The sequence below is a fragment of the Methylobacter sp. genome (genome assembly GCF_023227905.1).
Taxonomy (GTDB): Bacteria; Pseudomonadota; Gammaproteobacteria; order Methylococcales; family Methylomonadaceae; genus Methylobacter_A.
On record NZ_JALOCF010000054.1, the window covers coordinates 1 to 26,306 of the forward strand.

At 50.6% G+C, this 26,306-nt stretch carries 19 protein-coding genes; 7 read left to right on the plus strand and 12 right to left on the minus strand.

Going from position 1 to position 26,306, the window contains the following annotated elements; all coding sequences use genetic code 11:
* The 4 genes from M0R47_RS17730 to M0R47_RS17745 form a co-directional block, all read left to right on the plus strand.
* Positions 1–4,778: beta-ketoacyl synthase N-terminal-like domain-containing protein (locus M0R47_RS17730; RefSeq protein ID WP_292557260.1), on the plus strand; the 4,778-nt coding region annotated here is incomplete at its 5' end.
* A gap of 27 nt (positions 4,779–4,805) precedes the next feature.
* The gene (locus M0R47_RS17735) at positions 4,806–5,915 is read left to right on the plus strand and encodes a MupA/Atu3671 family FMN-dependent luciferase-like monooxygenase (protein ID WP_292557262.1); all 1,110 of its coding nucleotides are present in this window, start codon (positions 4,806–4,808) and stop codon (positions 5,913–5,915) included.
* 50 nt (positions 5,916–5,965) lie between these two features.
* Positions 5,966–6,853, plus strand: coding sequence for a phytanoyl-CoA dioxygenase family protein (locus tag M0R47_RS17740; protein WP_292557264.1), 888 nt, complete (start codon positions 5,966–5,968; stop codon positions 6,851–6,853).
* 166 nt (positions 6,854–7,019) lie between these two features.
* Entirely contained in the window at positions 7,020–8,840 is a 1,821-nt protein-coding gene (locus M0R47_RS17745) for an NAD(P)/FAD-dependent oxidoreductase (RefSeq protein WP_292557266.1), read from the plus strand.
* On the opposite strand, the gene M0R47_RS17750 is transcribed toward M0R47_RS17745, so the two are convergent.
* From M0R47_RS17750 to M0R47_RS17760, 3 genes are all read right to left on the minus strand, one after another.
* Positions 8,837–9,658, minus strand: coding sequence for an SDR family oxidoreductase (locus M0R47_RS17750; protein ID WP_292557268.1), 822 nt, complete (start codon positions 9,656–9,658; stop codon positions 8,837–8,839). The genes M0R47_RS17745 and M0R47_RS17750 overlap by 4 nt on opposite strands.
* A 148-nt stretch (positions 9,659–9,806) precedes the next feature.
* The gene (gene fabD, locus M0R47_RS17755; RefSeq protein WP_292557270.1) at positions 9,807–10,952 is read right to left on the minus strand and encodes an ACP S-malonyltransferase; all 1,146 of its coding nucleotides are present in this window, start codon (positions 10,950–10,952) and stop codon (positions 9,807–9,809) included.
* A 221-nt stretch (positions 10,953–11,173) separates the two neighbouring features.
* Positions 11,174–11,317, minus strand: coding sequence for a hypothetical protein (locus M0R47_RS17760; RefSeq protein WP_292557272.1), 144 nt, complete (start codon positions 11,315–11,317; stop codon positions 11,174–11,176).
* A 75-nt stretch (positions 11,318–11,392) separates the two neighbouring features.
* Here M0R47_RS17760 and M0R47_RS17765 point away from each other — a divergent pair, with 75 nt between their 5' ends.
* Positions 11,393–12,583 carry an RNA-guided endonuclease TnpB family protein gene (locus M0R47_RS17765; protein ID WP_292557274.1) on the plus strand — a complete coding sequence of 397 codons (1,191 nt, stop codon included), beginning with the start codon at positions 11,393–11,395 and terminating at the stop codon, positions 12,581–12,583.
* Positions 12,584–12,609: 26 nt separating this feature from the next.
* Here M0R47_RS17765 and M0R47_RS17770 read toward each other — a convergent pair whose 3' ends face one another.
* The 9 genes from M0R47_RS17770 to M0R47_RS17810 all read right to left on the minus strand — a co-directional run bounded on the left by M0R47_RS17770 (position 12,610) and on the right by M0R47_RS17810 (position 23,276).
* Entirely contained in the window at positions 12,610–13,086 is a 477-nt protein-coding gene (locus M0R47_RS17770; RefSeq protein ID WP_292557276.1) for a hypothetical protein, read from the minus strand.
* Positions 13,087–13,548, minus strand: a complete 462-nt coding sequence (locus M0R47_RS17775) for a hypothetical protein (RefSeq protein ID WP_292557278.1) — start codon at positions 13,546–13,548, stop codon at positions 13,087–13,089.
* 626 nt (positions 13,549–14,174) lie between these two features.
* The gene (locus M0R47_RS17780) at positions 14,175–14,633 is read right to left on the minus strand and encodes a DUF3368 domain-containing protein (RefSeq protein WP_292557280.1); all 459 of its coding nucleotides are present in this window, start codon (positions 14,631–14,633) and stop codon (positions 14,175–14,177) included.
* Positions 14,626–14,853, minus strand: a complete 228-nt coding sequence (locus M0R47_RS17785) for a UPF0175 family protein (protein WP_292557282.1) — start codon at positions 14,851–14,853, stop codon at positions 14,626–14,628. Before M0R47_RS17785 ends, M0R47_RS17780 begins: the two co-directional genes overlap by 8 nt.
* A 99-nt stretch (positions 14,854–14,952) precedes the next feature.
* On the minus strand, positions 14,953–15,078 hold the full coding sequence (locus tag M0R47_RS17790; protein ID WP_292557284.1) for a hypothetical protein: 126 nt from the start codon (positions 15,076–15,078) through the stop codon (positions 14,953–14,955).
* Between the two features lie 505 nt (positions 15,079–15,583).
* Entirely contained in the window at positions 15,584–16,705 is a 1,122-nt protein-coding gene (locus M0R47_RS17795) for a restriction endonuclease subunit S (RefSeq protein ID WP_292557286.1), read from the minus strand.
* Positions 16,705–18,315: a class I SAM-dependent DNA methyltransferase gene (locus M0R47_RS17800; protein WP_292557288.1), complete on the minus strand. Its 1,611-nt coding sequence runs from the start codon at positions 18,313–18,315 to the stop codon at positions 16,705–16,707. Before M0R47_RS17800 ends, M0R47_RS17795 begins: the two co-directional genes overlap by 1 nt.
* A 28-nt stretch (positions 18,316–18,343) precedes the next feature.
* A complete protein-coding gene (locus tag M0R47_RS17805; protein ID WP_292557289.1) occupies positions 18,344–21,730 on the minus strand; it encodes a DEAD/DEAH box helicase family protein in 3,387 nt (1,128 codons plus the stop codon).
* Between the two features lie 31 nt (positions 21,731–21,761).
* The gene (locus M0R47_RS17810; protein WP_292557291.1) at positions 21,762–23,276 is read right to left on the minus strand and encodes a sigma 54-interacting transcriptional regulator; all 1,515 of its coding nucleotides are present in this window, start codon (positions 23,274–23,276) and stop codon (positions 21,762–21,764) included.
* A gap of 787 nt (positions 23,277–24,063) precedes the next feature.
* Between M0R47_RS17810 and M0R47_RS17815 the strand changes: the two genes are divergently transcribed.
* Both M0R47_RS17815 and M0R47_RS17820 read left to right on the plus strand, forming a co-directional pair.
* Positions 24,064–25,353 carry a dicarboxylate/amino acid:cation symporter gene (locus M0R47_RS17815; protein ID WP_292557293.1) on the plus strand — a complete coding sequence of 430 codons (1,290 nt, stop codon included), beginning with the start codon at positions 24,064–24,066 and terminating at the stop codon, positions 25,351–25,353.
* A 62-nt stretch (positions 25,354–25,415) separates the two neighbouring features.
* Positions 25,416–26,228: a thermonuclease family protein gene (locus tag M0R47_RS17820; protein ID WP_292557294.1), complete on the plus strand. Its 813-nt coding sequence runs from the start codon at positions 25,416–25,418 to the stop codon at positions 26,226–26,228.
* Positions 26,229–26,306: the final 78 nt, after the last annotated feature.

Genomic DNA, 26,306 nt, shown 5'->3' on the forward strand with positions numbered 1-26,306 from the left:
TGGATTCGATTACCGCGGTCACCTGGATCAGGGCGATCAACAAACGCTATGGCTTAGCTATCGGTGCGACCAAGGTTTACAGCTATCCGACCTTGGCCGAGTTTTACCAATACCTGTTGAAGTCGGGAAGCCAACAAGGCCTGTTCCAAAATCAGGAGCAGTCTCAACAGGCAGTTGCTGCGACAACGACAGAACAGCCGCGCAAGCAGGCAAGCGAACCGGTTCTGGTTTGTTCATTTGCATTGGCGAGTCCTGCTGATTGGCAGCCCGTTGAACCGGAGCCGGAGGCGGTCACTGAGCAGCCGGTCCGTGCTGAGAGCGCGGCGCAGTCCGAGCCGCAGCAAAACCGCAATCAAAATAGCGCAACCCAGTCGATTGCAATCATCGGCATGGCCGGGCAGTTCCCTAAAGCCGATAACGTGACGCAATTTTGGCAGAATCTGGTGCACGGGCGCGAGTGTATTTCGGAGATTCCGCCGACGCGCTGGTCGGTTGACGAATATTACGATCCAGACAGGAATGCGCCCGGCAAAACCGTGTGCAAACGCATGGGCCTGCTCGATGATGTCGATGTATTCGATCCGTTGTTTTTCAACATTTCGCCGTCGGAGGCGGAATATATGGACCCGCAGCAGCGTTTGTTCTTGCAGACCAGCTGGAGTTGCATTGAAGACGCCGGTTATAACCCGTCCGATCTGTCGGGCAGTTTGTGCGGCGTATTTGTCGGTTGCACGGCCAGCGATTACAGCCAGCTGATGGCCGGTCAGGCGCAGTGCGCACAGGCACTGATGGGCGAGTCGGTCTCAATACTGCCCGCGCGTATTGCGTATTTCCTGAATTTGCAAGGGCCTTGCCTGTCCATCGATACTGCCTGTTCCTCGTCGCTGGTCGCGTTGGCCAGCGCGTGCGACAGTCTGGTGCTGGGGCATAGCGACCTGGCATTGGCCGGCGGCGTGTATGTGATCAATGGCCCGGAGATTCATGTCAAAATGAGCAAGGCCGGCATGCTGTCGCCGGACGGCCGCTGTTACAGCTTCGACCAGCGCGCAAACGGTTTTGTCCCCGGCGAAGGCGTGGGCGTGCTGTTGCTGAAACGGTTGGAGCAGGCTGAGCAGGACGGCGATGATATTTACGGCGTGATTCGCGGCTGGGGCGTCAACCAGGACGGTAAAAGCAACGGCATTACCGCGCCGAACCAGGAATCGCAAACCCGTCTGGAAACCGGTATTTACAAAAAATTCGGCATCAACCCGGAGCATATCCAGCTGATTGAAGCGCACGGCACCGCAACCAAGCTGGGCGACCCGATTGAAGTGGACGCGTTGCGCGAATCATTCCGCCAGTTTACCGAGCGGAAGCATTTTTGCGCACTGAGTTCGGTAAAAAGCAATATCGGCCATCTTGCCACTGCCGCCGGTGTTTCCGGCGTGATCAAATCGGTGCTGGCCCTGCAACACAAGCAATTGCCGCCGACGATCAATTACCAAGCGCTGAACGAGCATATCAATTTAGAGGACAGCCCGTTCTACGTGAACACGCAGTGCAAACCGTGGGACGTGCCGGTCGGGCAAAAGCGCCATGTGGCAGTCAGCTCATTCGGCTTTAGCGGTACCAACGCCCATATCGTGCTGGAAGAGCCTTTACCGAAGGCTGCGGCCGCAGTTGCGGCAGATACACCGGTATTGCTGGTGTTATCGGCAAAAAGCGGGCAGCAATTGGCGGTTTATGCGCAGGCAGTCAGCGACTATCTGGCCGATCAATACAACAGCCGGGAAATAAGCCTGAGCGATATGGCTTGTACCTTTCAGGTCGGCAGGGTGGCGCTGAATCATCGTCTGGCGGTTGTCGCGAACACCGCTGACGAATTAAGAGCTAAGTTATCAAATTACGCGTCAACCGGCGCAAGCGATCAGGATTGTTTCAGCGGCGAAGCCGGCAAAAAGGCCGGAGCCGTAGACGGTTCAATTCAGGGGACGGTTACAAAACAGCAACTCCGGCAATTGGCCGAACGCTGGGTTATCGGCGAAACGGTTGATTGGCCGTCGTTATATCGGCCCGGACAGGCGCGGCGCAAGCACGGCTTGCCGACCTATCCGTTTGCTCGCGAACACTACTGGATACCGGAAATTGAAGCTGTCGAAGACATAGTTGATAGCAAGCCCTGCCGCAGCAGCGAAACGCCGGTGATAGACAGCGAACTGTGGCGCGGCAGCGAGTTGCCGGACACGATTGATTGGAAAAACAGCTTACAGCATTATCAGGACAAACGGGTTGTTGTTATCTACGCCGATGACGGCGAACGCCGGGCATTCAACAACCTGTTGACGCAGTTGAAGCAGGCGTCCGGTCTCGATGATTCTTCGAATGTGCGTTATTGCGCCGTCAATGAAATCAACGCGGGATTGGCAGCAAAGCGGCCCGATTGCTTGTTATTTCTGGGCGCGCAGCAGATCGATACCTCGGCGATTGTGCAATGCCTGAAACTGTTATCCGGGCAAAGCGGCGGCGGCCTCGTGGACATCGTATTTTTTATGCAGGCCGACCCGGTCGCGGCCGACCGGCTGGCAGACTTGATCAGCAAAGCCGTCAAACCTGAACAGTCGCGCTGTGTGCTGGTTACTCAGGATGAGTGCAGCGACCTGAACGCGGCAATGCAGCGCTGGTTTAGGGAATGGCTGGCTTTCGGCGCGCAGACTGAACCGTCCGGCAGGTTGAGCCAAGTTCATTATGCCGCAGGGCAGCGTCTGGCTCGGAACGGCAGCGTCGAACGGGGCGCGGAGCATATCTGCCTGATTAACAAGGAATGGCTGGCAAGTCAGCCGCAACCGGCAGCGAATCCGGCCGAGCGCGGCACTGTGCTGATTCTGGTCAACCATGAGTCCCTGCAAATTGCCCGGAAACTGCTTGAACCGGAAGATTTTAACAAAGTCATTTTGATCGGCGACAACAGCGTACTGCCTAGCCAAATCCAGAACTCGATCAACTACAAGGATGCCGAATCGGTCAAAATCAGCGCCCATATCCTGATCGACCAGTACGATAATATTAGCCACATTATCGATTTGAGCGATCTTTACGATACGGCCAAAGACAACGATGCCGACAATCCGGGCAAGACCGTTTTCTATCAAACCCTCATCGGCACCTATAACGACATTGCGATTTTGTATTTCACCAAAGGCTTGCAGCATTTTCAGTGCAAGAAGATGAGCCTGGCGGGTGCCAAGTTTGCCGGACTGGTTAAAATGCTCAGCGCGGATTATCCGCATGCCAGCGCCCGCTTCATCGACATTGACCAATCAGCTTACGATCAGCCCGGATCATTAAGGCAAATCATCATGCAGGAGTTTGACGCCGAATTGCAGGAGACTGAGCTGTGCTACCGTAACGGGCAGCGTTTTGCGCCCGTCCTATCGGCTGTTGAAGCCGGAGCCGGAGAGGCATTGCCGATTGCGCAGGACGGCGTCTATGTCATCAGCGGCGGAACCAATGGCGTCGGACTGGAAATCGCCAAGTATCTTGCCGCCAAGGGCTGCAATAAGCTGGTGCTGATGGGCATTACACAACTTCCGCCCAGAGAAGCCTGGCCGCAGGCAGTCAATAACGATGACTTGTCTCCGTATGTCAAAAATAAACTGCTAGAGCTGATTGAACTGGACAAGTCGGTCGAGCATCTTCTGATTTATACCGGCTCGATAACCAGTCAGCATTCGTTGAGGCGGTATTTCAGAAAAATCCGCGGAAGGCTGGGGCCGATCAGGGGAATTATTCACAGCGCGGGCGTTTATTCGGATTCGGACAACCCCGGCTTTGTCAGCAAGGACCTGAAGCGGATGCAGCAGGTCTGGGAGCCTAAAGTCAACGGCCTTGAATGCCTGCATGCGCTTTTCAAGGCGGATGCACTGGACTTTTTTGTGTCGTTTTCGTCGATGACCGGGCTTATGCCGCATCTGGCCCGCGGCGCCGCCGATTATGCGATGGCCAATTCGTTTGTCGATTTTTTCACTGCCTATCAGCGTCATCAAAACAACAACACCTGTTACAAAACCATCATTTGGTCGGACTGGAACCAGACTGGAGCCATCACCCGGATTGCCGATGAAAGAGTTGCTGCGATAAAAGATAATTTCCACCGGCTCGGCATGCGAACATTTTCCAATCAGGAAGGCTGGGCGCTGTTCGAGCAGGCGATGGCATGCACGGAGGACAGCCGAGTGTTCATCGGCTATCTTGATCGGCAGCAGTTTGAGCAGGTCAGGCCGCAATTGCTGTATGCGAACCTTAATGCCGGAGAACCGGTAAAACAGGTTGTGGCGGCCAAGGCCGAAACGTCTGCTGAAACCATCCCGGAAAGCTCAATTCTGCATCATTTGGATCAATGGGAAGCTGAAAAACGCTCGGGGCTGGAAGTGCCGGTTTACCGGATCACCGATGTGATCAGTCTGGATGAGATCAAGCTCCTGGAACCGAACCTGATACATCGGATACACAAGTTGCTGTTTGCGGGCGTAGCACAACAGGTAGTCCAGGAACAATCTGTTGATTTGACGCAGGTGATTATAAATACCCTGCTGGAAGTGCTGAAACTGAAAAACTTTGATCCTGCCCAGCCGTTCCAGAATTACGGGCTGGATTCGATCTCGGCGATGGTGCTGGCAACCCGGCTGGAGAAAAGACTGAAACAGCCGGTGCAGCCGCAATGGCTGATCGATTTTTCCACGGTTGAAACGCTGTCCCGGCATTTAACGGCGCAGAACAGCAAGTCCCTGTTGGAATAACGGTTACCGCCCGAATAAAAACACACCATGACACAAACGATAGAACAGCTACTGGGCATTCAACCAGCCGCGCACAAGCCGAAGCCAGCGAAGGCGGACATCAAGTTCAGTTTTCTGTTTTTTTCGGATGTGCGGAAAGATATTCCCGATGCGGAAAAATACGCTTTTATGCGGGATATAACGCTGTTTGCTGACCGGGAAGGTTTTGAGGCGGTTTATCTCCCGGAACGACACTTCCATGAGTTCGGCTCGATTTACGCCAACCCTGCGATCATGGCGGCGCATTTGATACCCCAGACAACACGCATCCGCTTCAGGACCGCCGGTATTTCGCTGCCTTTGCATCATCCGGCCGAAGTGGTCGAATGGTGGGCCATGAATGATGTGCTGTCGCAAGGCCGCGTCGATCTGGGTTTCGGTTCAGGCTGGAATAAGCCCGATTTTATTTTGTCGCCGGAAAGTTATGAAAACCGGCGGCAAATATGCAGCGAAGCCATCTCGGTCGTGCAAAAGCTGTGGCGCGGCGAAACCGTTTCTTTTGCAGGACCCGGCGGCGAACAGATACCGATTGCGGTTTACCCTCGTCCGCTGCAACCGGAACTGAACGTCTGGCTGCTGGTTACGCAGAATGACGAAGGTTTTATTCATGCGGGCAAACAGGGCTATAACATTTTTACCATGCTGTACGGCAATAATCTGGATGCGATGCAAAAAAAGATTGCGCTGTACAGAAACGCCCGGCAGGAGGCGGGGCTTGATCCTGACAAAGGAGTTATCACATTAATGCTGCATACCTTGATGCTGCAAGATAGGGGGCGCGTGCAGCAGGCCGTGGAAGCGCCTTTTAAAGGTTACATAAAAAGCTCGCTGGATGCGCATCTGAAAGCGGCCGTCGATCAAAACGGCGGCACCCCGCTCAGCGAAGCGGAAAAAGGCAAAATGCTGGAATACGCCTACCAGCGTTACTTTAAAACTGGCGCAATTTTCGGCACTGTTGAAGACGGCCGGGATATGGTCGAGCAGGCGATAGCTGCCGGTGTCGATGAAATCGCCTGTCTGGTCGATTTTGGTGTGGACTATTCGGTGGTCAGGGAGTCTCTGGCTTATCTTAAACGGTTGACGTCTAACTACTGCTGAGGCGTTTCTTTGAGACGACGACTACATCGTGTTTTACAGGGGGATAAATAATGAAATCAACAAACAGGGAAAAGCTGGAACGGCAAGGATATTGTATTGTTAGCAACTTATTTGATCAGTCGATGATCGAAAAAATCAGCCAATGGTGCGATAAGGCGCTGGAGACTGTTTCTGAAAACCATCGCGCCCAGTTCAAGTCCCAGGGTTGTCTGGTCGATATATCGGACTATCCTGATTTCTCGGAAATCATCGGCCACGAGGCGTTGGCGGCACTTTTTAACGAGCTGGATTTAGGCGGCCATGTATTCAGCAGCGGTTCTATTATCAGCAAACCGCCCGCCAGTCCGCCGCTGTTCTGGCATCATGACTGGTGGGGCTGGGATGATCCGCTTTCCTATACTGACCGGATTCCCCAGGTCAACATGATGATTTACCTTTCCCCGACTTCGCCTGACAATGGCTGCCTTCGGGTTATACCCGGCAGTCATCATCAAAAGCACCCGATTCATGAAGTCCCAGCGGTATACGGTTCATCTATGTCCAGAGTGGAGAACCTCGAGCACCCGCTTTATCAATCGTGGGAAGGGGAGGTTGCAATCGAGGTTCAACCGGGCGATGTTGTCGTCAAGGATACGCGTTTATTGCACAGCGCCTACGCCAACACGTCGAATGAAAACAGAACTTTGCTGAGCCTCAACTTCAATCCTGATTTTTCCGACCTGCCTGCCGGCATGCAGGCCAGAATAAAAAGCATTTTCATGCGGGAGAGGGAATTCGATGGGTGCATTGTCCCGAACGATCTGCTTATGGTTCAGTGGCCTGAACGGCAGAGGAAAAAAATAGAACATCTTTTCCCGGCATGTGCGGAAGAGGTTCGGCCGCTTAACTTCAACTTTAGTCCTGACCTGGATTTATTAAACGGAGCCGGGCATTCATAGAAACGTGCATAAAATAACATGAGCCCGTTTTATTTTTAAACCATGAAGGGCATGAAGGACATGGAGGATTTAAATCTTCATGTCCTTCATGCTCTTCATGGTAATTGCTATACATGTTCTTAGGCAGATTGGTAGCTTAAGAATTACCCGTTTGGCGAGTTTACCGATGAAAAATAACCAACAAGCAAAGCCGCCGCATTTCAACCTCGATCAGCTTCGTTCGAAATATCGCGAAGAACGGGATAAACGCCTGCGTCAGGAAGGTAACGATCAATATATAAAAATAGGCGGCCGGTACGCGAGTTTTCAGGAAGATCCTTATACGGCTATACAGGCGCGCGAACCGTTGCATGATGAAGTGGAGGTATTGATTGTCGGCGGCGGTTTCAGCGGTTTGCTGGCGGCGGTTCGGCTGAAGGAAGCCGGCATTGAGGATGTCCGCATTGTCGAACGCGGCGGCGATTTCGGCGGCACCTGGTACTGGAATCGTTATCCCGGCGCACAATGCGATATTGAATCCTATATTTACCTGCCGTTACTTGAAGAGATCGGCTATATCCCCAAACAAAAATACAGCAATGCGCCGGAAATTTTTGCCCACTCCCGCGCCATTGCTGAACATTACCGGCTTTATGATAAGGCCTGCTTGCATACCTCGGTGACCGAACTGCGCTGGAATGAGACCTTATTGCGCTGGGTCGTTGCCACGGACCGAGGCGATAGCATGAAGGCGCGGTTTATCTGTCTTGCCGACGGCCCGCTCAGCCAGCCTAAACTGCCTGGCATAGCAGGCATCGAAACTTTTCAAGGCAAGATGTTTCATACCAGCCGCTGGGACTATGGTTATACCGGCGGCGACGCAAACGGCAAGCTGGACAAACTGCATGATAAACGGGTCGGCATCATCGGCACCGGGGCCACCAGCATTCAGTGCATTCCCTATCTTGCCGCGTCTGCCCGGCAATTATATGTTTTCCAACGCACACCTTCTTCGGTCCTCGTGCGCGACAACAAAGCCACTGATTCCGAATGGGCGACAACGTTGAGTCCAGGCTGGCAGCAGGCGCGCATGAAAAATTTTAACCGGGTCACTTCCGGCATCGATCAGGACGAGGATCAGGTTAATGATGGGCTGACTAACATCATGCGTAACTTAAGCAATCTCCCGAAGCATCATCAGCGGGAACAACTGCCCGCGGAAGACATGGAAAGGCTGTCGGAAATGCTTGATTTTGAACAGATGGAACAGGTCAGGGCGCGTATCGACAGTGTCGTAACCGATCCCGAAACAGCCGCCGCACTTAAACCGTGGTACCGCTTATTTTGCAAAAGGCCCTGTTTTAATGACGAGTATCTTCAGGTTTTTAACCGGCCCAATGTCAAACTGGTGGATACCCAGGGCAAAGGCGTGGCGCAGCTTAGCGAAACAGCGGCCATTGTCGGCGATCAAAGCTATGATCTGGATTGCCTGATTTTCGCCACCGGTTTTGAGGTGGGCACCGCCTATCCCAGACGTTCAGGCTTTGAAGTCTATGGCCGGAACGGTTTGACGCTGACCGAGAAATGGGCAGACGGCATGCGCACTCTGCATGGCCTTCAGACCCGCCATTTCCCGAATTGTTTTTTTCTGGGCATGACCCAGGGCGGCTATACCGCCAACTACACGCATATGCTCTATGAGCAAAGCGCGCATATTGCCTATATCATCAGCGAGGTAAACAAACAAAACATGCAAGCTGTTGACGTGACCCAGGAAGGGGAGGAGCAATGGGTTACTGTCATCAACAGCTTTGCCGCCGCCGGCCTGAAATATTATCAGGAATGCACTCCCGGTTATTATAATAACGAGGGCAAACCGGGCGAGGGCAAGACCGCCAAAATCGCCGGCTTTTACGGCGGCGGCTCGGAGGCGTTTTTTCAGATATTGAACGATTGGCGGGAAAAAGGGACTATGGAAGGCGTTTGTTTAATCAGCGGGAAAACCTAGTTTTTTTCATCCGCAACCTGTAGCGTTGCGGTGCTGCCCGCCATAATGCCGCCGTCGATTATCATTTCCGAGCCGGTCACATATCGCGACTCATCGGAAGCCAGATATAAGACATTGTAGGCGACGTCAAGCGGCGTCCCCATTTCGTTCAGCGGAATGCCTCTTTTCACAAAATTCAGCGTTTTTTCTCTTTGTTCCGGCGTGTCGCCCATTACACTGTCCCAGATGGGCGTGTAGATGGCGCCAGGATGAAGCGAGTTGCAGCGGATTTTATAGCCGTATTGGGCGCAATAAATCGCCACGCTTTTGGTCAAATTACGCACCGCGCCTTTGCTTGAGCAATAGGCCGCGGTTTGCGCCATCCCGACCATGCCGGAGCGTGATGACATATTAATGATGGAGCCTCCCTGCGCTTTCATTAATTCAATGCCGTATTTGCAGCCTAAAAATACGCCGTCCAGGTTGACCGCATGTATCGTATGCCAGTCTTCAAGCGACATATGTTCCACATCCTGAGGCCGTTGCTCGAATTCCTGTTCAAAACCGGAAACTCCGGCATTATTAAACAGGATGTCCAGACGGCCATACTGCTGGCGGATGATCTCGCAAACCGTCTGCCAATCGGCTTCTTGGGCAACATCCAGATGGTGATAACAGGCTTGCGGGCCGATCTCCTTTGCCACAGTCCGCCCCAGATCATCAAGAATATCGACAATAATGACGAAAGCGCCTTCGCTGGCAAGCAGTCTGGCCGTTCCAGCACCAATCCCGCGGCTTCCCCCGGTAATGAGTGCAATTTTGTCTTTTACTCTGGGCATTTGTGAGTCCTGAAAAATGAGCGTGGGGCTGTATGATTAAAAAATAGGTCGGAGAGCAGCGAAAAACCAATGCAGTTAAGTTAAGCCGCTCGTGGTGACCTGTCGAACCATGAGCGGCCGCGGCAAAATAAAACCTCAGTTCGCCTGATTACGCAGGAGTGGCGGCATGCTTGACCGGTTCCACCTCATCCAGCGCAAAATAGCCGTTATAGCCTTGCATGTAGACGGCGGCGCGGTGCCCGAACAATATGACAGCCTGGGTTTTGGTTGTCAGTATTTCGTCGTAACCTTTTGCGCTAACCTGAGTGCCGATGGGATACGATTGGTTCCAGTCGTTTACTATTTGCTGCGGCGTTTTTAAATCTTGTTCGGGGGCGGCCTGGACAGCGGCTTGGTTGTTTGCCGGTTGGGGCGTCGGGCGGGGTTGACTGCTTTGCACCGTGGTATTCGGCTTGAACCGGCTTTTTATGCTACTGATCAGTTTGGTCAGTACGTCGCCGGGGCCAAGTTCGATAAACTCCATGTCGCCTTGCTGTAACAGAAAATGCATGCTGTCCAGCCAGCGCACAGACTGGGTAAGTTGATCCGCCAGGTTCCGGGCGATTTTGTCGGGCTGATAGGGCAGGGCGTGAATATTGGCAATGACCGGGATTTTCGGAGCAGTAAAAGTGAAGCTATCCAGAAATTGGCTGAATTCGTCCTGTATCGGTTGCATATAACGGGAATGAAATGCGCCGCTGACATTCAGCGGGATAAACATGGCCTGTTCCTGTTCGAAATAAGTCTGCGCATTCTGAATATCCGCTTCCAAACCGGAGATGATAGTTTGGGTCTGGGCGTTATAGTTAGCGATATCGATGGTCGAGAGTCCGTTATCGGCCAGTATAGCGGCGATTTTATCCGCGGCCAGGCCGATAACGGCCGCCATCGCGCCTTTAGGGGCTGTGCTCATCAGTTCGCCGCGTTTTTTGACCAACTTAAGGCCGTCCTCAAAGCTGAACGCACCGGCGCTTTCCAAGGCGTTATATTCCCCCAGGCTGTGGCCTGCGACAAAATCCGGGTGTTCTGAGTTTTTTAGTTGCTGCCTGTAGGCAAGCGCGTTAACAACATAGAGTGCGGGCTGGGTGTATTGTGTCCGGCCCAATTGCCGGTTCGGGTCTTGAAGGCAAAGCTCCTTGATGGAATAACCTAAAATTGCATCCGCTGCTGAAGTAAGGTCAGGAAAAGCGTCGAACAGGTTTTCACCCATGCCGATATGTTGCGAGCCTTGGCCGGGAAACAGGTAAGTTTTCATTTTTATGTTGCCGTTATTGGATTAACAAACAGATGCAGCGGTTGTGGCACGGAGTATAACAATTAACTCTGGATCTAACTAGGTTCTGTTGGCGTTTCATCCCAACCATAAAAGTGCCGGGGAAACGGTAGAGAGTGTAAAAATTTCCGTGTAAACCGCCGTTAAAAAATCTCTGGAAATCGATCTCCCTATAAAATCATAAACTGATTCAGGACAGGCTTTTAGTCACGGATTGGCACCGACCATTTTTTGGCAGTCCGTTCGATAGCTAAAAACACCGCTTTCATCGCCGAATGATTGCTAGGAAACAGCCGGAGCTTGCCGAACATGCATTCGACGGCATGCCGCACTTTATCAGATTGCACGTAAAACCCCTTCCTTCAGGTGGGGGATGTAAGTGTGCTCTTGATTTTACAGTGATAATTATTTACTATAAAAACATGATTGCAGCCACCAAAATACGCATATATCCAAACACACAGCAAGTTGAAAAACTGGCTAAGGCGTTCGGTTGTGCGCGGTGGTTGTGGAATAACAGTCTCAACGAAAGCCAGAAAACTTATCAAGAGACGGGTAAAGGATTGGGGCATTTTGCCTTGAACAATAGATTGCCTGAGCTTAAACAATCGGTTGACTGGCTGGGTGAAACCCATAGCCAAGTCTTGCAAGCTGTTTGTTTGAACTTGTCCCGTGCTTTTGTGAACTTCTTTGAGCGTCGGGCAGCCTATCCCACTTTCAAAAGCAAGCACGGAAAGCAAACTATTCAATATCCGCAAGGCGTGAAGATTATCGAAGGCCGTAAGCTGTTTCTGCCTAAGATCGGTCACGTCAAAGCCGTTGTGCATTGTGAAATAACGGGAACGATCAAAACTGTCACCATCAGTAAAACGCCAACGGGCAAATACTTCGCGTCTATCCTGACTGAAAACGGGCTGGACGCACCTATCATTTCCTTTGACGGCAAGATACTGGGTATTGATATGGGCTTGACGCACCTTGCGATTACTAGCGATGGCTCTAAGTTCGACAATCCGAAGCATGTAGCCAAGGCTCAAAAGAATCTGAAACGTAAACAAAAGAAGCTGTCGCGCAAGATGAAGGGCAGCAACTCCAGAAACAAAGCGCGTATTCTGGTGGCAAAGGCGCATGAAAAAGTCGCCAATGCCAGAAAAGACTATTTGCACAAACTTTCTCGTCGGTTGGTGAATGAAAACCAAGTCATCGCCGTCGAGAATTTGTATGTAAAAGGTATGATGAGGAATCACTGTTTGGCTAAGTCCATCGGTGACGCAGGCTGGGGAGCGTTCACCGGAATGCTCAAATACAAAACCGAACAGGCAGGCAAGGGCTATATCGAGGTTAATCGCTTCTTCCCAAGTTCTAAAGCCTGTTCGTGTTGTCTGCATGTTCAATCCTCTATGCCTTTGACTATCCGCTCATGGCGGTGTGATAAATGCGGCTCTATCCATGATAGAGACATCAATGCCGCCCAAAACATCCGTAATGAAGCGCAACGTATGATAGCGGCGGGAATCGCCGGTACTGCTAACCGAGGCACTGTTAGCCAAGTCAGGGGACGTAAATCTTCTGTTCTTGCTCGTGCCATTGACGTTAGAAGCCCCGTCCTTTAGGTCGGGGTAATTCACAATGCTTAGATTCAAGCAATCGCAAGCGCAAGCTTCTCTTGCACTTGCGGCTCCAAATCTACCCAGATATCAATCCCATCAAGATGTTGGCAATTGATCGGAGTAAGCAGGGGTTGGGCATTTTCAAGAATCCAGGCAACATCCCAATTATCAATGTCACCCAAGCGCAGACATTCCTCGGAAATCCGATGTTGGTTGGCATTATTCAGCCTGTCTTGGTAGCTGATTGAACCTTTGATCGCAACCAAATTGGCTACGCCAACAATTTGCCCACTGCCTTGATTAATCAAGGCAACTAGCCCAGGTTGATTGGTACTGCCTGAGCGCATTTCCCAAGTCGCCGTGCCGGCCAGTATGTTATCGACATGAAGACTATCAATGACCAAACCTTTAATGGCTACGTTAGTAGCTTCAATGCTGCTTTTTGGGGCCAAAGGACTATCAGCTGCTAAGCGGGTCTTGGATTCATCCAAGTGATTAACAGCCATTTAATTAATCGACTCAAGACAGGATTCACTGGCGCACACTGTACCGAATGTCGCCATACGCTGAAATAACTTTGCCAATGCATCATAATCAGCGGCCTTAAAACACAGACTACATGGCCCATCATTTCCAGGAAAAATCGGGGAATTTTTATAATTGATGCTGGAATCAAGGTTCTTTTTCTTCCGGCAATTAACGTGCTCTTGAATGCCGTCGGTAGCAGAACCCCCATTTTTGTTGAATACATCCGGATGCACAACAACTTGAAAATAACCGCGAATGCCGCCCGTTCCTCCCGGCCTATCATTCCTGACATAAACAGCCGGATTCAGCGGCTTGGAATAAAAAATCGGATTTTTCACGCACCGATTTTCGCCATTGCCTTTCAATTGAACAGCAAAGCCTTGTTGTGAGGTGATATCGATAATGCGTTGACGGACAGATTTAGAAATGGGTTTAGGCATGACACTTTCCTTGAGCATTGAATGATAGTTACCTAACATCAATACAGAAATCGTGCCAAAGAACGCAAGCCCTTACATACCAAGCCATGCCAAGGTTTTTGGTCAAATAAAACGGCCAGCCTTGCCAATAAGAAAAATAATAAAATTTGTTACTGGGTAAAATATTTTATGGATACTTCCAGGTGACGGTCAAGAAATCAGAACCATTAATGCGGCGCCAGCGCATCCCAATCAATGATTTTAATACGCTGTGTAACGCCTTTGACCGGAGGCTTATCGTTAATGCAAAAATTCATTGATCCTACATGTATAGCGGCAGCCGGATAACATCCGAGGCTTGAGTGGGAATGTCGGGCAAAGATAAAGCTTTTGCCCGACCTACGCGACTCCTCGTTCCCACGCGCCGCGTGGGAACGAGAGCAAACGGTTTATGCTGGAGTGCAGGCTTCGCCTGCCAAAACCCTGGGGTTCATGTCTTCACAATAGAGGCTTGAGTCGGAATTGTCGGGCAAAGATAAAGCTTTGCCTGACCTACGCGACTGTAACTGATGATTCTGTGGGATTTGGGTTTCTATTTCATAGTAGGCTTGCATCGGCTTTTTTGTTTTAAATCTTATTCGATCCAACTAAAGTTCACCGGCCAGCCTTAAAACTTCTTTTTCTAGTTTTTCAGAAAACCTGAAGTTTGCATTTTTAAGCTGGGTAAAAATATCCGCGACTGAGCTAATGATCTGCTGTTGCTTGGCTTTAAGCAAAATACCCAATAAACCCGTAAACTTAAGTTGTAACTGTTTCGCCAGTTTTCTGGCTTTCAGATCATCCAGGATCATAACGTTATCTTCTGACATTTGTAGCGCCAACGCGATGGTGCTGGCTTCGCCCAAATCGACACTGGCGTTTAATATGCGCAGATAATTTTTATCTGTAACAGTGACAACATGCATCCAGCTTTCTAATGGTTTGCCGAACTCCTGAGCGACTTCTTCGGTTAGATAAATATTTTGGTAAAGTTTTTGCAGAATATATAACGCATCAATATTGTCCAACACAATTAGACAACTGGTATTGGAAATAATTTTAGGCATTTTCAAAATCCTGCATGATGTCTTCGGCAGGATAATTTAAAACCGAAACCTGATAATGCCCCAACAGCTCCATAAAAGTTCGTTTAGAAAGCCCAGTCATTTGCGCGGCTTGCCCTACCGATAACACGCCTTTTTCATAAAGCTTACTGGCAAGTAGCATTTGGATTTCCTGCATATCTATGTTGACAGTGTCAGGAAGTTGTATTTGTAGAGTTTGCATATTCGTTCCTTTAGTGGGTTGATTTGCCGGGTTAGGCGCTAGCCGTAACCTGACGCATGGGCTTCGAAATGTCGGGCAAAGATAAAGCTTTTGCCCGACCTACGCGACTCCTCGTTCCCACGCGCCGCGCTCGTCGTTATACATATCTCGACGTAGGCCGGGATAAGCCTGTCCGCGCGTTAAGCGCAGGACTGGTGTTTCCGGCGCTCCGATTGCCGGAAACATCCGCCCTTGCTGTCGCTGGACGGACTTATTCCGGCCTACATTCGGGGCCGCCATTTTAGCCTTCATGCCTAAATGACGGTCTTGAACAGACTTGTGTATAACGACGAGCGCGGCGCGTGGGAACGAGAGCAAACGGTTTATGCTGGAGTGCAGGCTTCGCCTGCCAAAACCTTGGGCTTCATGTCTTCACAATAGAGCAAGCAAAGCTTGCACTCCAATGTTCCTACCTTAAGTCAATAGCAGTAACGTGCCGCGTGGGGACGAGAGCAAAGGTATTGGTAAGAATCATCGTTGATTATATTACTTCTCGTCCCCACGCGCCCATCACGGCCAATAAGTTAAGTACAACGGCACCGTAGGAGCGGGCCGCGCCCGCGATATTTTGGTAGAGCGATTACAGAGTTGTAGTGTCTTCATCGCGGGCATGGCCCGCTCCTACAACGCGTAACTTAATGGCCGTGGCGCGTGGGGACGAGAGCATATTCGTTCCTTTATTTGGTTAGCATTAAAGCTCACCGGCGAAGGCTTTTTGGCTGAGAACATCAAATAAAGGTAAGTCCAATGATCTCGTTTGTTTGTCTACTAGACTCCAAACTGCATTTACCTTTTTTGCAAATGCTCTCTGCATATCTATTGGTGGCACTGGCATCTCGATTTGTTCAAATAAAGATTTCTTAAGAATGGGTAAAGTAGTTTTAATAGCATTTTCTGTAATAAAACGTGGATTCATTTTAAAAAAGTAATAACCAAAAATGTCATCTATCAAATCAAACCACTCAACCACATTTATTTGCTGGTTAAATGCTGATTTGCGGTTTGCCATGGCAACCTTTCCAATTGTTGCTCCAATACAGCAGGCCATAAGACTGCCGCTACGGCAGACTCGGCTATATCCAGCTCCATCTAGGGAAAGCCATCGGCTAATTTGCTTTACGTTTGAATCTAAATCACCAGGCGTTATAAACGGTATATCATCACCAAACATACCATCTTTACTCCCTGGTGGCGTTGAACCTGTTATTACTCGTCCAAGCTCACCAACGGCGTATTTCTCCCACACCTTGGGATTAGCCACCGGGTCGCCAAACATATCCAGAAATACGGCGCGGAGAAATTGGTCGGCGAGTTGAATGGCTTGCTGGTTTTTGCGGCGCAGGCTGTCGGCTTTGTCGAGAATGGCGGCGATGCGTTTTTGTTCGGTTAGGGGTGGGAAGGGGATTGGAATTGTGGAAGCATCTCCTTTTGTCAGTTTCGCTCTAGTTGCTCCTTTAATAAAGGGTGTCACATCATAATTTTCTAAAACGCGACATAAAAACTTTAAATCTAATCCATCTTTGGGCTTTAATACATGAGCATGGTTATTTACCCAATACTTACCTTCAGCAATGTAAGCAATTGTTTTTTCCGGGTTACCAAAATGGCCGCCATCTTCTGCTAATAAAACAAGAGGTTCATCGAAAATGAAATCATTAATAAAGCCTTGTAATCCATTTGCTCCGTAATAAGGATATTCCCCTACTAGACGGTCAGATGCTTTAATCGGTTTCCTTAGATTGTCGAGAAAATCAACAACCTCGCCTAAATGTTTAATTGGATATTTTGCGTTAAAATTCTCTGCCCTCAACATTACAGCATCCCCTCCAATTCCTTCAACTCTCCCTGAATCTCATCCACCAACCCCATCCACTGCTCTAAAACCTCCTTCGGCGAGTCGTACTGTTCCTCAACATGAACGGTTTCCTTATAACGGTTAATCGACAAATCATATTTATTCGCGGCAAGGTCGGCTTTACTAACCCAAAAGCAGGCTTGGGCGCGGTCACTGAACAGTGCGCCGGAAATTTCAGCATTTCCGCCATTCTGGATAGCCGCATTTTTATGCTCCTGCCAACGCCGGTAATCGGCCAGCACCTTGGGCAAATCACCGGCAAAACTTAACGGATTGCTCTGCTCGTCCTGATACAGCGTGTCGCGTTTGTCGTCCAGCGAGAATCCGTCATCCTGCACATCGTAAAACCAGACCTGATCGGTCGCGCCGCCTTTGGTGAACAATAAAATCGCGGTGGCGACACCGGCATAAGGTTTGAACACGCCGCTGGGCAGGTTGATGACGGCTTCGAGCTGGTTTTGTTCGATCAACAATTCGCGCACGGCTTGATGCGCTTTGGAGGAACCGAACAGTACGCCTTGCGGCACAACGGTAGCGCTGCGGCCGCCGGTTTTGAGCATTCTTAAAATCTGCGCGATAAACAGCAGTTCGGTCTTTTTGGTTTTGACCATCCGCAAGATCGGCGGGTTGATGGTGTCTTCGTCCAGGCTGCCTTTGAACGGCGGATTAGCCAAAATCACGTTAAAGGCGTTTTGCTCAAGGTGTGGGAAATGGTCGGCAAAACTGTGCGCCAGGGTATCCTGATAATGAATATCCGGGTCTTCAACGCCGTGCATATACAGGTTCATCGCGGCGATGCGCAGCATGGTGCTGTCGAAATCGAAGCCGTGGAACATTTTGCTTTTGACGGTTTGCCATTGCTGCTGAGTTAACAAGTCGCCGGTGTAGATCTTTTGGATGACGGTTTTGCCTTTGTCATCGACGACTTGTTCTTGCAGGATGCCGTGTTCGCTGCTGTAGGTTTCCAACAGGTATTCCATGACGGTGACCAAAAAGCCCGCTGTGCCGCAGGTTGGATCGGCCACCACTTCATCCGGTTGCGGGTCGAGCAGGCGCACCATCAGTTTGATGATATGGCGCGGGGTGCGGAACTGGCCGTTGATGCCCGCGGTGGACAGTTTGCTGAGCAGGTATTCGTACAAATCGCCTTTGGTGTCTCCGGCTTCCAGCGGCAGCGCGTCGATCATTTCGATGGCTTTGACCAGCAGGCTGGGCTTGTCGATTGCCAGCCGCGCATCTTTCATATAATCGCCAAAGCGGCTGTCGCTGGTGTGCAGTCTAAAATGCTTGAACACTTCATCGCGCACCACGTTCATCAGCCGCTCGGCGTCTTCGATATGGCTGAACTGGCTCCAGCGCAGGTGTTGTTCGTTGTCTTTAAAGCGCGGGGTAAAGCTTAAGCCGGTGCGCGAGGCGCGTTTTTCATCGCGGCTTTCATTGATATCCAGCAGGCGGGCAAACATCAGGAAAGTGATTTGTTCGATGACGGTTAAGGGATTGGCAATGCCGCCCTGCCAGAATTCCAGCCAGAGTTTGTCGATTTTGTTTTTTAAGTCGCCGGTGATCATAGTTAAGCAGTTATTTTCTTAGGTAAGGTTATTGGGTTGTCATTATAGGGTGTTTGCCGAAGCTTTCGACAATGGCTTGCAGACCATCGATTTGTTCGTCGGCGAATAAGCTATCCAGTTCGCCCAGTGCCGCAAAGGGCATTTCGTAAAGGCTGTCGATTTCAATGGCCCCGCTTTGGGCGATCTGCCGTTTTAACAGGCTTAAAAACTGCACCTGCCGGGCGGCAAGGCTGGGGTATTGTTGAATGAATGCGGCAAAATGCTGGTTAACCTTGTCGGCATCCAGGCCGACGATGGAGCGCAGAATCTGTTCCATCGGGGCGGCGGTGTCGTAAAAACTTTTCAGGGTATTCAGGTCGATGTCGGGATGTTGGGTGTGGATCAGCGCATTGAGGTTATCCAGTTCCAGTTCGCTTACCGTTGTGCCGTTGCGGATTTTTTGCAGCACCGGGTTTTGCTCGAACAAGTCTTTTAAGACCTGTTCGACTTTCAGCCGATAGCTCGCCATGTCGACGGCTTTTAAATAGGTGCCTTGGTGTTCGTGTATTTCATCGCCGTCGGTGATGTCGATAACCGGCGGCTCGATGATGGGGCCTATGCCTTTGTCGCGGTATTGCATGATGCTGCGCAGCTCGATACGCAACTGCTCCAGCTCGTCCAACGAGGCCGCCTGCCACCAGGCCGGTTCACGGCATTGTTTGATGGTAGCGGCTTTGGCTTTTACCTGGTTCAGGTTCATTTGCAATTGCCAGAGCTGGTTAATCGCCTCGCCGGCCAGATCGTCGGAGGCGCCGGACTTGAGCAGTTTCTGCTGCTGGATTTGGCTGATCAGTAAATCCCATTGGTAAGCGTCGCTGTGGCCGCGCACATCCAGCCATTGCATCAGCGGGGCAATCTCGGTTTCCTGCAAGATGACGGTGTTGGCGTTGAATTGGCGTATGGTTTCCAGGTCGCTCATCTGCCGTTTAACCTTCCACTTGTCGCGCACCGCCAGGGTTTTATCGTCAAGGCTGTTGATGGTTTTATGCAGCCAGTGCGCAAGGCAGTCGAAGAAATCCGGTTCGGCGTGGTGTAGTGCGGTTTTGGCCAGCGTCAGACGCGTTTCAAACAGGCGTTGCATTAACGATTTGGGTTGGCTGACGGTGACTTCGCGCTGTTTCATGCCGTGGTATTCGACTACGCCCCAATGATCGAATATCTGGAAATGTTTTTTGTCTTTACCGGGGCCGAACAGGTCTTTGCACAGACGGGTTCCACGGCCGACCATTTGCCAGAACTTGACCGGCGATTTTACCGGACGGGCGAATACCAGATTGACGATTTCCGGCACATCGATGCCGGTGTCGAGCATGTCCACCGAGACCGCGATAGTGAGCTGGTCGTTACTGCCCAGCCCTTTAAAGTCGTCGATTAAGGCTTCGGCACGCGGATCGTAGTTGTCGATCACGTGGCAGAATTTACCGCCGTATTGCGGATACAGCTCATCGAAAAGTTGCTCAAGCAGCTTGGCGTGCTTGTGGTTGCGGGCAAAAATGATGGTTTTACCCAGCGTTTGCCCATCGGCCTGACGAATGCCGTTTTCCATCAGGTTGTGCAGGATTTTGCGGTTGGTGTCTTTGTTGTAGATGGCGCGGTCGATGTCTTCGCCGTCAAAGTCGAGGCTGTTAGGGTCGATGCCTTTATCTTCCAGTTCGGCAATTTCTTCCGCTGTTAAGGCATGCCCCTTAATGCCATCGCGCAGAAATTTGGTGGTGTGTTTAACCACTTGATACGGCACCAGATAGCCATCATCCACGGCGGTTTCCAGCGAGTAATTACAGGTGGGCTGTTTAAAATCGCAGCTGAACAATTGACAGGTGGAACGGCTGACCATTTCCACCGGTGTGGCGGTCAGGCCGACTTGCAGGGCATCGAAATAGCGAAACAGGTCGCCGTAAATATTGTAAATGCTGCGGTGGGATTCGTCGGCGATGATCAGGTCGAAGAAGCCGGTATCGAATTTTTCAAACAACCGGATCATCGCCGGATAGGTCGCTATAAAGATGCGGTTATGGGAGTCTTGCACGCTTTTACTGGTCAGCACGGTAATGGGCGCTGACAGATATTCGCTATAGGCGTTTTTGGCTTGTTTGCGCAGCTCGCGGCGGTCGCACACAAACAGCACGCGCTTGACCCAACCGGCTTTCATGCAGACATCGGTCAGGGCAATCGACAAACGGGTTTTTCCGGTGCCGGTCGCTTGCACCGCCAGGGCTTTGCGTTGCTTGGTTTCAAAACGCTCGCAGATGCGTTTCAGGGCTTCATGCTGGTACAGGCGATCGCCCAAAATGTCGGCTTTGGCCGAGACGCTGTTCAGCGGTTTGCGCTCTGTTCGCTGACGCACCTGATACTGCAAACTGGATTTGGAATAAAAGCCGTAGAGTTTGCGCGGGGGATAATTTTGCCCGGGGTGGTCGTCCCAAATCCAGATGTCCGGCCCATTGGTGTAGAAAATCACCGGACGCTGTCCATGCATTTTTTCCAGGCCATCGGCATAATGCCTGGCTTGATGGCGGCCTTTTTCGGCATCGACAGCGGTTTTTTTGGCTTCGATGACGGCCAGCGGTTTGCCGTTATCATCCCGCAACACATAGTCGGCAAAGCCTTCCCCGGTTTGGGTGGGCTGATGCAGGACTTTTTCTTCGAGCGTCACCTGATCGCTATTGGATACATCCCATCCGGCCTCGGCCAATTGCAGGTCGATCAGCTGTTTGCGGGTAGCCGCCTCGTCAAAATGCAGCTCGTTGGCAACTTGCTGACCTTTACTGGCCGCCTGCTGCTTAACTTCGTTAAATTCCGCTTCGGTACGCTCCTGTTGAACGGCTTTTTTACGCTCGGCTTCCAGTTCGGCCAGCACTGCTTGCATCTGCGCTTCCTGCTTGGCGTATTGTTCCAGCAGGGCTTTGCGTTCTTTCTTGTAGTCCGCTTTGGCCGACTGAGGCGGCTTGGGCGGATCGAAATCCTGGATCGTTGCGGCGTTGCCTTGGGCATAGGTGACAAATAACCAGCGGCCCAGATCAAAGGCTTCTTTCAGCAGCCACTGTGCGCACTGTTCGCTTACCGTGTCGCCATGAGCGGCTTTGTTGCCGTAAATCCGAATGGAATGAAGTCTGTCCACAACAGCCTTGGGTGCAACCGCAATAAAGGCATCGTTACTGAGCAGCTCCATGAAGGTTGACATCGGCGGTTTGGGCAAACGCAGTTGGCTGTAGACGGTGCCAACACTGCATTCGGCAAAGCTGCGCAATTTGGTCAGCGCGCTTTGCGGGTCGGTCTGTGCATACTGTTCGGCAAATCCGGCCAGACTGGCGAGCTCCGGCCAAGCGTCCCTTAGGAATTCAAAGTTTTGTGATTGCATAATATGTGTTCTGTCCATAGCACTCTTCTAAGCGAAGCGTGTGCCAACTTTACTGAATGTCCAGTTTTTCCATCCAGTTCGATAAGGTCTGATAGTTGGGCAAACCTAAAAGCTCTGCCGCTTCTTTTTTACTTCCAGCCGTTTTTTTAAGTGCCTGAGTAATATATTTTCTTTTTACGGCGTCTAAAACTTGTTGTACGTCAACGCCTCCGCCTATTGCAGGCAGTTCCGAGGTTGTGGCTTGCTGAGGCCGTTCAATCATGGCTTCTTGAAGGTCGGTCTCGGTGATTAGCCCGGTGTCCGCCCATATCGAAGCCCTTAGTAGCGTGCCGTGCAATTCTCTTATGTTACCCGGCCATGGGTAACTCAAGATAATATTTTTTGCTTTAACAGAAATTTTTTTATTGATATAGCCGGGTTGATTGGAGGCTTCCCGATTGATTTTATCCATCAGATAATCCGCCAACATAGCGATATCGCCGGTTCTTTCTCTTAGCGGCAGCAAGGTAATGATGCCTACCGCGACGCGATAAAAAAGATCTTCCCGAAATCGGCCTGTAGTAATTTCAGCGGCCAGGTTGCGATTGGTCGCGGCAATGATACGGACATCCACTCTTATTGAACCGCTATCGCCCACTTTACTCATCTCTCCCGATTGCAGTACGCGAAGCAACCGGACTTGGGCGTCTTCCGGCAGCTCACCGAACTCATCAAGAAACAGGGTACCCCCATCAGCCGCTTCAAAATAGCCGATTTTGTGACTGCTTGCGCCGGTGAACGCCCCCTTCACATGGCCGAACAGCTCTGAATCGATCAGATCCTTAGGAATTGCACCGCAATTAACGGTGATAAAGGGCTTGCCCTTACGCAGGCTGGAGTTATGTATCGCCTTGGCGAAGAGCTCCTTTCCGGTTCCGGACTCTCCCATGATTAACGCCGGCACATCCCGCACTGCAATTTTCTCGGCTTTTAGCAGGGTTCTTTTTAGTTCCGGGTTCTGGGTGATGATGTCGGAAAAAGCGGCGGACAACGGCGCTTCTGAATAGGATAGCTCGGTTAGTTTTTTGTCTGCGTTTTTGACTAATTGCGGAATATATTCAGCGGAAATATCAAAGGGAATGGCGACAAACTCGCCGCCTCGTTCTTTGGTGGACTGTACAAACCGGGTGTTGTGCTTGGTCTTGCCCAGCAGTATCGACACGGCCGTCATTGCCGGTGTACCTGGCGACAGATGAATGCTGACATCCAAACCTGGTTCCTTCGCCGTCAGTTTTTCGAGATAACCATCCATAACGCGGTGTATATCGCCAAAATCGATCGGGGAGCGTAGCGAGCATTTAATGGAAACTACTTTTAGGGTGGCGTGTTCAGCGAGCCAGTTAATATAGGCATCTGCTTTGGATTGTTCTTGCTCGTGTATTAAGTGCAGCTCATCGAAGGCAAGCGTTTTTAAGGCGCCAAGAATCGGGCCGTCGCCAATGATTTCATCAGATATTGAGGGAATTTGACCGGCTGCTTTGAGGTCGGTAATTCCGAGCCAGGAAATTAATATTTTTTTGCCCATTCCCATTGTTTCGCAAGATCATTGTTTTTATCGGTCAAGGTTAACCGTAAAAACAGGCCACATCAACAAAGGGATAAGATTATTTATTTAGATAAATTTATTTATCATCAATTTAACCGGAATTATATCGATTAAAACCTGCTGATCGGAGCGGGCATTTATTAGCTTCCTAGGAAATACGGACTCAGCCCGAGAATGATCATTTTTTTATTAACTGATGTTGCGCACAGGGTGTACTTTTCCCGTTTGCCGCGCCGAGCACCGGAGCTTTTGCCGAGAATGGCCCGTGAGGGGTGCGGCAAGGAGGCCGCACGTCAGCAGAGGGGCAGGAGCCCCTTCTGCTGACCCTCGGCAAAAGCGAGGAGCGCAGGACGCAAGCGGCAATCGGGCCGCCTTTCTTTTGGATACTTTTCTTTGGCGGAGCAAAGAAAAGTATCTCGCCCTCGGGTGCGAGAACCCGATTTAAATAAGCGTCGCGTTAGCGACACCTTTGTTAAAGCAATCTAAATTCAACTGACTGCGTAACATCAGTTATTAACATTAATTCATCAAAATTATGAACTTAAATAACAATTTTTCCTTAAAATTAACCACCGTGAAAATGCGCTCTCCCTATGTTGAAATGGTCTAATTAAACCGGACGCTTCCAAAGACAATCAGCATGTTCTTTTTAAGGCTGGATTGCCGTCGCTTAAATGCAGTGTTTTAATGCTGCAAAAAGCCTATCAGCCATAAGCTTAAACAAATCCTTGTCATTTACATTATTTCATCAAACAGAAGGTTATCAGTGCCAGCTATTTATGCCGCTAAAAAGTATTATCAGCACCTGTACTTACAAGTTCTGACCGCTATCGTTATCGGCATTTTACTCGGCCATTTCTACCCTGAAACCGGCATCGCCATGAAGCCGTTCGGCGATGGTTTTATCAAGCTGATTAAAATGATCATTGCGCCGATTATCTTCTGCACGGTGGTGACCGGTATCGCCTGCATGCAGGAGTTGGATAAGGTGGGCAGGGTCGGTATAAAGGCGCTGCTCTATTTTGAGGTCGTTAGCACGCTGGCGCTGGTCATAGGTCTGGTTGTAGTGCATGTCATTCAACCGGGCGCAGGCATGAATATTGATGCAAGCACTCTGGACGCCAAAGACCTTACGACTTATACCGCCGTTGCCAAGACCCAGAGCGCTGTCGATTTTGTACTCAATATTATTCCCGTCAGCGTAATCGATGCGTTTGCCAAAGGCGATATATTGCAGGTATTGTTATTTTCAGTATTGTTTGGATTCTCGCTGGCGGCCATGAAAGAAACGGGGGCGGAAGTAGTTGTCTTCATCAGCAAGATTTCACACGTACTGTTTGGCATCGTCGAAACCATTATGAAGCTGGCGCCGCTAGGTGCTTTCGGCGCGATGGCTTTTACTATCGGCAAGTACGGCGTTGCGGCACTGGTGCCGCTGGCAAGCTTGATGGGCAGTTTTTATCTCACTTGCCTGTTGTTTATCTTTATCGTGCTCGGGCTGATTGCCCGATTTACCGGTTTCAGCATTATCAAATTTATTGTTTATATCAAGGATGAGTTGTTGATCGTGTTGGGCACTTCGTCCTCGGAATCGGTGCTGCCTCGCATCATGGTCAAACTGGAAAAAATGGGCTGCTCCAAGCCGGTGGTCGGATTGGTGATTCCTACCGGCTATTCGTTCAACCTCGACGGCACTTCGATTTACCTGGTCATGGCCGCGATTTTTGTCGCCCAGGCCACCAATACTCCGCTGACCATGACGCAGGAGCTGACTTTGCTCGGGGTGCTGTTGCTTACCTCGAAAGGCGCCGCAGGCGTGACCGGCAGCGGCTTTATCACTCTTGCGGCAACGCTCTCGGTCATTCCGACTATTCCTGTCGTGGGGCTTGCGCTTATCTTGGGCATCGACCGTTTCATGTCCGAAGCCCGCGCCTTAACCAATCTTATCGGTAACGGCGTTGCTACCGTGGTTGCCGCCAAGTGGGAAAATGAATTGGATATGGAAAAGCTTGATGCTGCGTTGAATCCGGCAGGCACTAAAATACCGGCCGATTGATTAATTCGTCGTTCTTTGGAGCGATATCTCCTAAATGGATGCATAGAAAATAAGGGTAGGGCATGAGAATTTTACTGGCTTTATTGTTGTGTTTGCCCGGCTGGGCTAACGCGGAAATCTATCAATGGCAGGATGCGCGCGGCAGCAAGCATTTTTCCGACCGCCCGGTTGCCGACTCAAAAAAAGTCGATATAAAACCGGGTTACGGTTTTAACGCGGTAAAGACGGTTTACGATGGCGATACCGTCGTGCTGGAAGATGGGCGCAAAATCCGTTTATTGGGCATTAATACACCTGAGGTTCAGCACCGGGACAAACTGGCCGATGCGGGCGGGGACGAGGCCAAACGCTGGCTGACCGACAAGCTGAAAAACACCAGAGTCCGCCTGGAGGTGGGCGTGGAAAAAACCGATAAATACGGCAGAACGCTGGCGCATTTATTCACCGAAAAAGGCGAGCACATTAATCTGCAACTGGTTGCGGCGGGTTTGGCGGCTGTCAGTATTTATCCCCCAAATCTGCATTATGTCGACGAGCTGGTTAAGGGTCAGGACCAGGCAGAGCAGGCCAAACTCGGTATTTGGCAGAGGCCGGAGTATGCAGCAATACCGGTTTCCGATCTTACCGAAGCCGGGCATCCGGGCTGGACGCGTCTGGTAGGCAAGGTGACCAGCATTCGTAAAACCCGAAAATCGACTTATCTGGAGTTTACCGATGCATTTGAGGCGCGTATCGAAAATAAGTGGTTGAATTTATTTCCCGATGTTGACAACTATGAGGGCAAAACCATTGAAGTGCGCGGCTGGCTGAGCAAAAGCAAGGGGCATTTCTTCATGTTGATCCGCCATCCGAGTGCGATCAAGGAAAATCCCTAATCAGAATATTTAGTTCACCACGAAGAACACGAAGAAATAAAACTTCGTGTTCTTCGTGGTGAATTCTTTTAAATTTTT

Excerpts from the sequence above, each read along its gene's own strand:
- M0R47_RS17735 (WP_292557262.1), top strand. The coding sequence starts at position 4,806 with ATGACACAAACGATAGAACAGCTACTGGGCATTCAACCAGCCGCGCAC.
- M0R47_RS17740 (WP_292557264.1), top strand. The coding sequence starts at position 5,966 with ATGAAATCAACAAACAGGGAAAAGCTGGAACGGCAAGGATATTGTATT.
- M0R47_RS17745 (WP_292557266.1), top strand. The coding sequence starts at position 7,020 with ATGAAAAATAACCAACAAGCAAAGCCGCCGCATTTCAACCTCGATCAG.
- M0R47_RS17750 (WP_292557268.1), bottom strand. The coding sequence starts at position 9,658 with ATGCCCAGAGTAAAAGACAAAATTGCACTCATTACCGGGGGAAGCCGC.
- fabD (WP_292557270.1), bottom strand. The coding sequence starts at position 10,952 with ATGAAAACTTACCTGTTTCCCGGCCAAGGCTCGCAACATATCGGCATG.
- M0R47_RS17765 (WP_292557274.1), top strand. The coding sequence starts at position 11,393 with ATGATTGCAGCCACCAAAATACGCATATATCCAAACACACAGCAAGTT.
- M0R47_RS17770 (WP_292557276.1), bottom strand. The coding sequence starts at position 13,086 with ATGGCTGTTAATCACTTGGATGAATCCAAGACCCGCTTAGCAGCTGAT.
- M0R47_RS17775 (WP_292557278.1), bottom strand. The coding sequence starts at position 13,548 with ATGCCTAAACCCATTTCTAAATCTGTCCGTCAACGCATTATCGATATC.
- M0R47_RS17780 (WP_292557280.1), bottom strand. The coding sequence starts at position 14,633 with ATGCCTAAAATTATTTCCAATACCAGTTGTCTAATTGTGTTGGACAAT.
- M0R47_RS17785 (WP_292557282.1), bottom strand. The coding sequence starts at position 14,853 with ATGCAAACTCTACAAATACAACTTCCTGACACTGTCAACATAGATATG.
- M0R47_RS17790 (WP_292557284.1), bottom strand. The coding sequence starts at position 15,078 with ATGTTTCCGGCAATCGGAGCGCCGGAAACACCAGTCCTGCGCTTAACG.
- M0R47_RS17795 (WP_292557286.1), bottom strand. The coding sequence starts at position 16,705 with ATGTTGAGGGCAGAGAATTTTAACGCAAAATATCCAATTAAACATTTA.
- M0R47_RS17800 (WP_292557288.1), bottom strand. The coding sequence starts at position 18,315 with ATGATCACCGGCGACTTAAAAAACAAAATCGACAAACTCTGGCTGGAA.
- M0R47_RS17805 (WP_292557289.1), bottom strand. The coding sequence starts at position 21,730 with ATGGACAGAACACATATTATGCAATCACAAAACTTTGAATTCCTAAGG.
- M0R47_RS17810 (WP_292557291.1), bottom strand. The coding sequence starts at position 23,276 with ATGGGCAAAAAAATATTAATTTCCTGGCTCGGAATTACCGACCTCAAA.
- M0R47_RS17820 (WP_292557294.1), top strand. The coding sequence starts at position 25,416 with ATGAGAATTTTACTGGCTTTATTGTTGTGTTTGCCCGGCTGGGCTAAC.